Origin of the sequence: Pseudomonas sp. BS3767 (assembly GCF_900099665.1) — a bacterium.
GTDB lineage: Bacteria > Pseudomonadota > Gammaproteobacteria > Pseudomonadales > Pseudomonadaceae > Aquipseudomonas > Aquipseudomonas cerasi.
Genome location: NZ_FNCX01000015.1, coordinates 41,026 through 50,932 on the forward strand (window position 1 = coordinate 41,026; position 9,907 = coordinate 50,932).

At 51.3% G+C, this 9,907-nt stretch carries 12 protein-coding genes and 1 pseudogene; 3 read left to right on the top strand and 10 right to left on the bottom strand.

Features of this window, described 5'->3' with window-relative positions; all coding sequences use genetic code 11:
• Positions 1 to 617 precede the first annotated feature (617 nt).
• The 7 genes from BLR16_RS27580 to BLR16_RS29435 form a co-directional block, all read right to left on the bottom strand.
• Entirely contained in the window at positions 618 to 1,193 is a 576-nt protein-coding gene (locus BLR16_RS27580; protein WP_003348590.1) for a PBECR2 nuclease fold domain-containing protein, read from the bottom strand.
• 187 nt (positions 1,194 to 1,380) lie between these two features.
• On the bottom strand, positions 1,381 to 2,022 hold the full coding sequence (locus tag BLR16_RS27585) for an SOS response-associated peptidase (RefSeq protein ID WP_092194718.1): 642 nt from the start codon (positions 2,020 to 2,022) through the stop codon (positions 1,381 to 1,383).
• Between the two features lie 211 nt (positions 2,023 to 2,233).
• Positions 2,234 to 2,521 (bottom strand): hypothetical protein, encoded by a 288-nt coding sequence (locus tag BLR16_RS27590; RefSeq protein WP_003348585.1) that lies wholly within the window; start codon positions 2,519 to 2,521, stop codon positions 2,234 to 2,236.
• Positions 2,511 to 3,161: an AAA family ATPase gene (locus BLR16_RS27595; RefSeq protein WP_003348583.1), complete on the bottom strand. Its 651-nt coding sequence runs from the start codon at positions 3,159 to 3,161 to the stop codon at positions 2,511 to 2,513. The genes BLR16_RS27590 and BLR16_RS27595 overlap by 11 nt, the downstream gene beginning before the upstream one ends.
• Positions 3,162 to 3,273: 112 nt before the next feature.
• A complete protein-coding gene (locus tag BLR16_RS27600) occupies positions 3,274 to 3,474 on the bottom strand; it encodes a hypothetical protein (protein WP_092194720.1) in 201 nt (66 codons plus the stop codon).
• Positions 3,475 to 3,811: 337 nt separating this feature from the next.
• Positions 3,812 to 4,222, bottom strand: coding sequence for a hypothetical protein (locus tag BLR16_RS27605; RefSeq protein WP_005782529.1), 411 nt, complete (start codon positions 4,220 to 4,222; stop codon positions 3,812 to 3,814).
• A gap of 93 nt (positions 4,223 to 4,315) precedes the next feature.
• Positions 4,316 to 4,603, bottom strand: a complete 288-nt coding sequence (locus BLR16_RS29435) for a hypothetical protein (RefSeq protein WP_092194722.1) — start codon at positions 4,601 to 4,603, stop codon at positions 4,316 to 4,318.
• Between the two features lie 265 nt (positions 4,604 to 4,868).
• Between BLR16_RS29435 and BLR16_RS27615 the strand changes: the two genes are divergently transcribed.
• Complete coding sequence (locus BLR16_RS27615; RefSeq protein WP_005782530.1) at positions 4,869 to 5,189, top strand: hypothetical protein; 321 nt, start codon at positions 4,869 to 4,871, stop codon at positions 5,187 to 5,189.
• A gap of 75 nt (positions 5,190 to 5,264) precedes the next feature.
• Here the strand turns inward: BLR16_RS27615 and BLR16_RS27620 are convergent, their stop codons facing one another.
• The gene (locus BLR16_RS27620) at positions 5,265 to 6,365 is read right to left on the bottom strand and encodes a DUF4113 domain-containing protein (protein ID WP_092194724.1); all 1,101 of its coding nucleotides are present in this window, start codon (positions 6,363 to 6,365) and stop codon (positions 5,265 to 5,267) included.
• 257 nt (positions 6,366 to 6,622) lie between these two features.
• Between BLR16_RS27620 and BLR16_RS27625 the strand changes: the two genes are divergently transcribed.
• Entirely contained in the window at positions 6,623 to 7,348 is a 726-nt protein-coding gene (locus BLR16_RS27625) for a YopT-type cysteine protease domain-containing protein (protein WP_241689261.1), read from the top strand.
• 147 nt (positions 7,349 to 7,495) lie between these two features.
• Here BLR16_RS27625 and BLR16_RS28730 read toward each other — a convergent pair.
• Positions 7,496 to 7,615: pseudogene (locus BLR16_RS28730) on the bottom strand (ATP-binding protein); the annotation flags it as partial.
• Positions 7,616 to 7,966: 351 nt separating this feature from the next.
• Here BLR16_RS28730 and xopG point away from each other — a divergent pair.
• Positions 7,967 to 8,623 (top strand): XopG/HopH/AvrPtoH family type III secretion system effector, encoded by a 657-nt coding sequence (gene xopG, locus BLR16_RS27635; protein WP_092194728.1) that lies wholly within the window; start codon positions 7,967 to 7,969, stop codon positions 8,621 to 8,623.
• A 102-nt stretch (positions 8,624 to 8,725) separates the two neighbouring features.
• On the opposite strand, the gene BLR16_RS27640 is transcribed toward xopG, so the two are convergent.
• The coding region (locus tag BLR16_RS27640; protein ID WP_256333256.1) for a tyrosine-type recombinase/integrase at positions 8,726 to 9,907 on the bottom strand (1,182 nt) is incomplete at its 5' end.

Genomic DNA, 9,907 nt, shown 5'->3' on the forward strand with positions numbered 1-9,907 from the left:
TCGTTGCAAAGCGATTGGTAACATGCAGGGCAAGACGAAACGCAATACTTCTTTTGACTTGGCGGTTAAAGGGTATTGCGGGATGACACTGCCGTCAACTTTAAGGCTTTGTGCTGTCTGCCTCGTTGATACCCTCGCTCGATCTGGGCGAGCCCTTTAACGCATGAGGTTTACTCTATGAAAGCAGTTTTCGAACGGTTTCTGCCGTCTGAACTGATTCGCGCGCTGCAAGCGGCTTACTGGTCCATTCGCTTGTATCGCGTGATACAGGAATTCTAAGGACTAGCCGCACCAGAGAAGAAACGGGAGCCTTGGCTCCCGTTTTTGACTCTCCAAAACAACGGCTAGCAGTTACCTGGTACTGCCATAGGCCCAATCAAGGGCAGGTGGTGCAGCGAAATTCCTATCATCAAGGGTCACCGGAAGTCCCGGAAAATCACGGCCATTCATCAAATTTGGTTGACACACGTGTCACCTTGTATATGATTGCAAGTGAGCGCGAAACCAGTGGCCTTCAGCGGCAATGACTGGCGTAGGAACCCCGGCGATGGCTGAACATCGGCGTAGGGTGAGACCTCCACACCCCTGCTTGAGGGTGTGTATATGAATATCAAGCTTCAAATTTGAGGGCTACTTTCACAAGTAGCCCTTTTTCTTTGCTCTGAAAAAAGCGTGTAGCGCTTGTACAGCAGCTCGCCATGACGATGCTTGTTGAGCGATTTGGCGTCCGTGTGCATAAAATTCCAGAGCATCTGCCCCTCGATGAACACAACGCTTACGAGCATCTGCCGCTTAGACTCATACGCACCAATGAAAGCCAGGCGGTCAGTGCCGTCCGTGAAAGCCACTTTCCAGACCTCTAGCGGCCCAGTGAGAGTGTCTAAAGCCAATCTTACGTAGCGCTCCCGGGCATCCAGTCGTTTTTCGACGATGTGGTAGATGCTGCTGCGCAGGATAGTCACATCCCCCATAGGCGTAATGACGGTTATGGACAAAATCGCAGAGTCGATGAACCCCAGATGCTGAGCTGTCACCTCAATGGCGTCTTCATGGCTGGATGCCGCAGTGACTTCCTCAAGAGCATGTGTACGCAGCTCACGCGCCAAGGTACGCAGGTCAGGAAGATTGCTATCAACCCACGTGGGCTGGCCTTTTACTTCAGAAATTTTGGGTAGGAGAGTATCCGTGCTCAAACGTCGTCGCTCAATCTTGGCGGTTGTTAGGCCGTCATTGTGCCATGTCTAGAGAAAGACAGTAGTGATGCCGAGCCTGGCGGTAGAGGTTCAATTCAGCGAGCGGAGTTCCCTCGATATTCAGGGTTGCCGGTGACAGCCAGCGCGACAAGTCAGCCTGTCCGTCACCAGCTCCAGGTAAGGCTCATCACATGTCCACAATCAGCCGATCTGCCGGGTACTGGTTCATAAACGCCGCGCTCTGCTCTGGCCGCGCAGTCAACCAGTCCGCATACGAGCCCTTGGGCAAAATAACTACCATGCGCTTTTCATCCTTGGGCTTGTGGTACGCCTTCATGAAGTCGTGATCATCTGCATTCACGGTCAGCATGGTGTAGCTGTGCAGGATCTGGTCGGTGGACGGATCGCGCCACTGCTCCCACAGCCCAGCAATGCCCAGCAGCTCGCCGTCTGCACGGGCTATACGCGTGGCTATTGCCTTGCCTGATCGCCAGTCCGGCTCGTAGATGGCCACCGCTGGGATAATGCAATGTTGCGCTTGGCGCCATGCATGTCGGAACGACGGTTTCTCGGCCACTGTCTCTGATCGAGCATTGTAGGTGTGTTTGGCAAACTTGCTGTCCTTGCTCCAGGACGGGATCAACCCAAAGGAGCCGGTCAGCACTTCCATGGTTGCGGGAGAATCGTTGTCATCTGCCCGGCCATCTGAGCGGCGCAGGAATGGACCGATGTAGCCAGGCCACAGATCGAGCCTGCCCTGGTCGAACAGTGCGACCCCGAACACTTCAGCGACCTGGTGCGGTGACGGTGCTTCATAATGGCTACACATAGTGGCTCGCGGGGGCATGTGGATGTACTAATGTGAGACGCCGCCCTGCCCTGCCGTTCCATTTAATCGACTGGTTACAGCCTAATGCCAGAAACGATAAAAGGTGCCTTAGGCACCCTCTTCGTACTATACGTAGCCAAAGAGCTGGCCACCCTGTGCCCGGCCCATTTGAGAATGAGCAAACCAGTAATTATTATTTAATAATTACCAATTAATCCAGAGTGTAACCTTGCGCTTCCAGCGCATGCTTAACTATCGCACTGACCGTCCTGAGTGCTTTTCCGGAGCGCTTATTTTCACGCACATCGTCCTCAATTTTCTCCAGTATGCCTGGGGGCAAGCTGATCGATACGGGAACGGGCTTCCGTTTATCCGGTGCCTTTGCCAACGGGGTTGAGTCATAAGGCTTGTCAGCAAGCTCTCGGGCCAGGCGTTCAGATGCTTCCTCGCTGACCTGCCCCCTCCTATTTGCAGTCTCACTCGCCTTTTTAATTGCCATGGAACACCTCTTTCAACAGACTCTTTATCTCGTTAGCTGCTTCACGGTTTTTCCCTTCTAAAACTGACATTCCCGAAGGAATCGAGTCTTTGTATGCTTTCCGATAGAAGCCGACTGAATCCAAAGGCTTGATCTCAGGATACTCGGAAAGAAATTCCAGGAATTCGCGCCTCTCCGTGACACGAACTGCAGGGTTTGGGGAAGCCATAGATTGATAGGCATATGCCTGCAGGTTTGGGTTTAGATCTCGGCAGCGCAAGACTTGCTCTTGCAGCTCCCCAAGGGTGTCCAGATCGAGCTGGCTGCATTGGTTTGGAGCAATGATGATGTCTGCCACTACTGCTCCGGTGATCAATTCACGCGAGTTTCTACCAGCGACGTCGACAATCACATAATCAAATTTCTCGCTCAGTGTTCGCAGCGTAACCGTGATGTTGTCGCGTTTTTCAATCAGGGTGATCTTCGGTTCCAGTTGTGCCGCTTCACGCTCTGCGTACCATTTCGAGGCGCTGCGTTGCGCATCCGCGTCTACTAAACAGACATCGTAGCCTTCCATTGCCAACCCAATGGATACGTTTACGGCAGTGGTAGTTTTGCCTACGCCGCCTTTGTTCCCGCCAACCATCACGATTGTGCCCATGTGGGCCTCCTAAATTAATTCGCAATTAATAATTCGCAAATAACAATTAATAATCAGCTCTGCGGGGCTTCTAGTCAAGACCGATCCAGCGCAGATCGGTCCATTCCCCTTCTCAACGATCTAGAACGACCCGTCGCTTGGCTTTGATACCGTCGATGTCAGTCGTTATAAGGATCAACGTGCCGGTAAAGCTGTTACCTGTGTAGAAGCGGATCCACCCAGCTGCACGTGCTGCACTGGTGGTGAATTCGTTGATGATCGTAGTAACACCCTCGTCATCAATGACCGCTCCAGTAAGCGCATAAGAGGTCATATGCCATTCCCTTAGCCCAAGATTGGACGGCACAGCACCCTGCGTATCCGAGCGGACACGCAGAGGCCATTCGCTGCAGCTAAAAACAGCTTTCAGGTGATAAGGGGATGCTTACGAAGGAACGACATGAGCGACTCGGCTATGCAGGGAGCTGCAACCTCACCGGCAAACTGTTTTATCCAATAGCGATATTTAGGGTCTGCAAGGTCACGTAACAGCAAAGGACGAGCTGTGATACATTTCATGTTGAGCATGATTTTCCACCAGGTTTATTGTGTTCACGCTGGGGGTGGTTGCACCCATCCCCAGCACCTTCTTTGACTACCTTCTCCTTCTATTAGCCCGTGAATGCCAGAATCGGCACGATGTCCTGCGGCACTCGGCCTGTGAGGATTAGAAAATTTCGCCAGATCTCGTAAGGCACGTCTTGGCTCCCCTCCTTGAACTTCCTAATTCGTCTGTCTGATGCGATGCGAAGCAATCCCGCCAGCTTTTTATCCGTCGCATACGCGTCGAAATGGTCCTGAAAGTGCCGGAAATAGGACCTGACTATTTCAGCGTGAGGTGCTTCCCATCCTTCGTGCTTACGCAACAGGTGAGTACGCGGAAACAGGGCCTCGTCCAGATCCTTCGGACCAGGAATGCTTGGCGCGTGCAGGTTTGCTTCGAGCTGCTTTATCGCCTCGCGAGTAGCCATCTCGAAAATCAATCTCTGCTGTTCAGGGATACCAGGTAGCTCAATCTTCATTGTCATCCCATTAATTAATAAATCATAATTATTAATTGCCAATTAATAAAACACATTGAGGAACGTAAAGACTGGGGCCTTCCGGCCCCTTCTTCACCGTGGTGACAGTTCGATACGCTGAACGTCTGAAACACGGATGTTGACCAGGTTCAGCGTCCCTGTTGCCAACCTTTCCCAGTAGCCTTGCTGATGCACATGCATCAACGCGTAGAAAAGGTAGTCAGGTAGAAGGATGTCTGTTCGGTTCACCAGGACACCTATGTGTTCAGGATTGAACACTCGCCCTGGTGCGCCGCATCGTTCTGCTGAACCCCGACGAATTATCCAAAAATGAGCCTCTGGAAAATTCGTCCGGATAGTCGCTACATCTGAAAGTCTCATCTCGTTCCTCGTAGGTGGCAACGACTAGCCCCCTCAGGTTCGAGTGGCTCTCTGCGTGCCACCAACAAAGACATAATAGGCCCATATGGGCCTAAAAACAAGAATTATTAATTACTAATTCATAATTAATATTTAAAGCAGCACGAGCGCTGGCAATTGATCACTTAGCCTTTACGACCCAGAAGTGATTTGATTTCCAGCATCCATCACTTAATCTGCCTGAGCTGTGCCAAGCAACAGGTAAAAAAGCTCGGAAGAGCTGACAATGGAGAAGTCGATAGTGTCGAAGAAATTCATAACCACGTGGTTTTACGCATCTAAGCACTCAGAAACTCAAGACGTTGGTATTTTCAGAACCAAATTCAGGAAAATCTACGATGATCGCTCTGTGGATTTCGATGAGTTTTCACAGCGCCTTGAAGAGGCATATAACAATTTTGATGAGAGAGGCTATGACGTGGTCAACGTCGTTCCAGTGGCCATGGGCTCGTCGGAGAACTGCAATCAGTCCAATGGAACTTATGTTGGAGACGTTGGCTTCTCGCTGACGCGAGGCGCAGTAATTGTTGGAAAACGCAGAGATTAAGCTAGCAAATAAACCTCTGGAATTTCAGGGTAGCCGAGGGTTTTCCTTGTCTGACCTGGGGATCCTGGCACTTGATCAGTTAGCCTTTACAACCCACAGCTGATCAAGTCGCGTCGTGTAGCTCTGGCTCATCAGCTCACGGCGCATCCCCCAATCCGGAACGACTGGTACTGATCCTGTACGCAGCGTCCCGCGTCCCCACTTGCCGTTGATCATGTCCAAAGTAGCCATCAGTCGATCTGAACTCGCCGGCTGATTGATGGTGAACAGATCGTCGGTGAATTCGCCTGGCTGGCAGATATCCATCAGCAAGACTTCTGCTTTGCTGTACCTGAAGCCTGGTCGAAAAATCCGCGAAACCGCCTCTGTCGCGAACTGGGTCATCACCCTCACATCGTTGGTGGGGTAGGGCAGCTGGACCAGAGCGCCGTTTGCATACTTGGCTTCGTCAGGATTGAACATGCCGGTGCGAATGCTCACCCGGATCTTTTTACACACCGATCCCTGGGCGCGTAATTTTTCAGAGGCACGCATCATGTAGGTGGCCACCGCCTCTTTGATCGGCCCCAGCTCGGTCAACCGCTTACCAAACATTCTGCTGCAGCAGATCTCCTGACGTGGTGGTTCGACTTCGTCCAGCTCCAGGCACGCGGTGCCCGCCAGCTCGCGTGCCGTTTTCTCGATCACAACACTGAATGTTTTGCGCAGCATCCAAGGATCGGCCATGGCCAAGTCCTTGGCCGACCGGATCTGCATGCCCTCCAGGTGCGCTTTCATCTTTCGACCTATGCCCCAGACCTCTCCGACAGAAGTATTGCGCAGCACCCAATCGCGTTTTACAGGGTCACAGATGTCAACGACCCCGCCGGTGTGCGCCTGAAGACGCTTTGCCGTGTGGTTGGCCAGCTTGGCCAGTGTCTTAGTCGGTGCAATCCCCACACCCACGGGAATGCCGGTACAGCGGTAGACTTTGGATCGAATTGACCTTCCCAACTCGGTCAGATTGCCAGGCAAGCCGGTCAGGTCTGCAAACGCCTCATCGATGCTATAAACCTCAACAGCAGGGACCATGGATTCAATGATGGCCATCACGCGCTGGCTTAAGTCGCCATTTATGTGGAATGGAAAATCAACCAAAGGTCCGGAGAGACAGTGGAGCTTGGTAAGCAGGATCATGCTTTGCCGTCTTGGCCTACTGATTTTGATAGCATGATACGTGGCATGAAACCGTTCCTGATTTTACGTACCAAACCCAAGAGAAACAGGCTGCACCACTTCAGAAAAGTCAGGGAACTGAACCGCTTATGAAACCACTCATTTCGCATCTTTTTGACTAGGGCGCTGGAAATATGACAATCGTGTCTGGACACATCGGAAAACACCCAAGCCTAACCACTGTTCAAGCTGGGTCTTCGGCTTCGGTCGAGAATCAAATGCCTGATCCTGCACAGCTCAGTGATGGACGGTGGAAAAAGCTTCCGACCCAATTATCTTCAATTTCATTGGCGAGATTCGATCAGGATATTTGCACGAATAATCATGGCATCAGTCAGCGTGCAATGTGCTTTGGCCTTTCATTGAGCTGGATTAACATGATTCATGCCGGGAAAGATCATGTTACGCCCTATGCATCGGCAGAAAGAATGAGGTTTCTGGGTTCCTTTGAAGGGGTGGTGCATGCTCGTACTGTTCATAACTTCTATCGGACTGAGCACAAATTTCTGATGGAGCAAGCTTCCGCAAACCCCGGAGTATCAAGTGGCGCGATGGCTGGCACAGAAAGCTTATTGCAAGCTGCTGAGTTGAAGGGGTTAAAGCTTCAACCTGTTCTAGAGGACAAGTCGAACTCAGGCCTACCCTTCCTAATTGCGTGTAAGCAGTCAGGGCGGCAGGTGAGCACAGATGAAGCTGCGCTAAGCTCCTTATGTGATGCAATTGTAGAAAATAAGAGAGGGGTAATGGTGATATACAGCCAAGAAATTGCTCACGCTCTGGGCTTTTCTGTATCATCAGATGGCAAAAGAGCGACCTTATTTGATCCCAATCTCGGAGAATTTCATACACGCTCGAAAGCGTTGGCGGATACTATCGAAAACATATCATCGGTAGATGGACTGCCTTTAATCGGCGTTCAAGTATTCGCTTCAAAAATACACTGACTTGAAGTCTCCAAGCTCTACCTTGTGGATTCCACGACACTTGGAGACACAGCCCGATTATTTGGACACTCGCTCTACGCTCCGCTCACTTGGACAGGCCGTCGAAGCCCAGCAGATTACATTTTTAGTCTGAAGTCCCTGCCGTCGTTTTTTTGCGCATCTGCGCATCGATTCGCCCTTCAGCTCGATATGATAAGCGTTGTGCACCAACCAGTCTAGGATTGCATCGCCTGAGATCGGATCGCCGATTAGCGCATGTCATTTGTCCAACGGCGCCCTCGCGCTTTGCGATAATGAGGCTTGATCAATTTGGTCAAGCCATACAAGGCACGACCTGATCTATCTCGATCAGGAAGCTTTCACGGCGGTTTTTTGCGTTTGCCGCGCATTCGGGGTCTGAAAGACATCTGCTGATTGGAGACTACATAACCTTTTTATGGAACCGAATCCATCTCGAGGGCCACTCAAGCACCTGAAGTGTAATTTTCAGATAATCCTGGATGCCCCATTAGACTCCCTGCCAAACTATTTCAGCAGCAACTGGAGTAACACCAATAGGCTAAATCTCAAGCAATCACATACTCGTCAGATCAACTCAATTAGCTTTTCAGGATAACTATGATCACTCCGTCTCGATATCCAGGCATCTATATCGCCCCCCTCAGTAACGAGCCGACAGCAGCTCACACATTCAAAGAACAAGCAGAGGAAGCACTTGACCATATCAGCGCCGGCCCCTCGGGCGATAAGCTATTGCGAAAAATATCCACTCTTGCCAGTCAAAAAGATAGAAAAGTCACGCTAAAAGAGATTGAAATAAATAACCAGTGTTATACCGAAGCTGTTCTGAGCAGGAGGCAGCTGGAAAAGTACGAACCAGAAAACTTTAACGAGAATCGGCACATTGCATCACAGCTATCACGAAAGGGGACCTTTACCAAAGGTGAAGGAAGCAATGCGATTATTGGCTGGTCACCAGACAAAGCAAGCATATGCTTAAATCAGAATGGCTCACCGCTACACCTTGGAATGGATAACGACGACAAAATCACGACCCTGGCTCATGAGCTCGTTCATGCTCGACATGTGTTAGGTGGCAGCTCCTTAGCGGATGGCGGAGATCGATATAATCCACGTACGGGATCTGGCAAAGAGGAGCTTAGGGCCATTGGATTAGATAAGTACCGCTATTCACTTACAAAAAAACCGTCAGAGAACTCCATCCGAGCTGAACACGGTCTGCCTCTGCGCATGAAGTACAGGCCACATCAATAGGGCAACCTACTGTAAGTTATTTTTTTAGAGATGAGTACAGGCGATTATATCTCATTTCGCACATAAGGAATTAAGACAAACGCCAAATTAGGACGCCCATGATTATCGGTTTTTTTTCGCCTCGATTTGACTGGGCGTTCTGCCATCCAGCGTCGGCACATCATCGAGCTTGCGTATCAGCCCATCCAATTTTTCCAGGTCACCTTCAACAATAGCCCGCTCATCGGCCGTCAGGGGCACGGCCTCCAGATAATGTCCGATGGACGCTTTACTTTCCAGAGCCTGCGCTCTGGCACTGGCTTTGGGAATATTAAAATCGCAGCCAGCACACGCCATTCGATGAGGGCAACTGCTCCAGAACGGATTTGAACAGTACGAATCGCCCAGATCATAAAAGTTATAAGGGTCAGATGAACGTCGTGCGATTACGCCGTGGTCGATAAGCACTGACACCATGTGAGACATTTGATCAGCTTTGACAAATGATGCAGCCAGCTTGGTGGGGCGGATGCGGATGTAATGGAGCGTAGAACTGGGTGAACTGTGCCCAGACCACTGCATCAGCTCCATTAGCGACATGCCCTGCGGAACACTCGCCAATGCAGTCACGACCGAGGCGCGCCCCCGATGGCTGGTAATACGACCCCGACTGTCGTCTAGCGGGACACCTGCCTTGGCACATAGCATCGGGATAATCGTACGGTTGATGACTCCCGCGCCCATGCGCTTGCCCCGAAACTGAAACAGGTAACTGACCTTCTCCCCGGTTCGTTCATCCAGAAGTGGTGCCTGGTTCACCGGTCTTTCTTTAAGCCAGGCGTCGATTCGCTCTTTAACCACCACCGCCACGGGTTTGACAAAAGCCTTGAATGTCTTGCTGGGTGGAATATCGAGGTAGCACAAGGTCCCTGGTGGAATTGTGGTTCCGTCTTCGTGTACTACCTCATGGGGCTGGGCATGCGCACACCCCATGGACAGCCGCATAATTTCATTGCTGCGTAGCCCGGTGTGTGTCCACACCACAGCCGCCGCCTGAACCATCGCCAAGGGGTAGTGTATTTCCGAGAGCAAATCCTTACGCTCCAGGTTTAGGCTCGCCCAGACCAGCTTGAGCCAGCTGGAGTCGTCGACAACGCGTGGATTGATACCCGAGTTGAACGCCACAGTACGGGGTGTGGCCAGGTGATGACGGGGGCTGAACTTTAGACGTCCCCAGCCCCACAGTTCAAAGTCGATGAAAAAACGGCGTAAGGCATGCAGAAACGCTCGTTTTGAGTTCGGTGC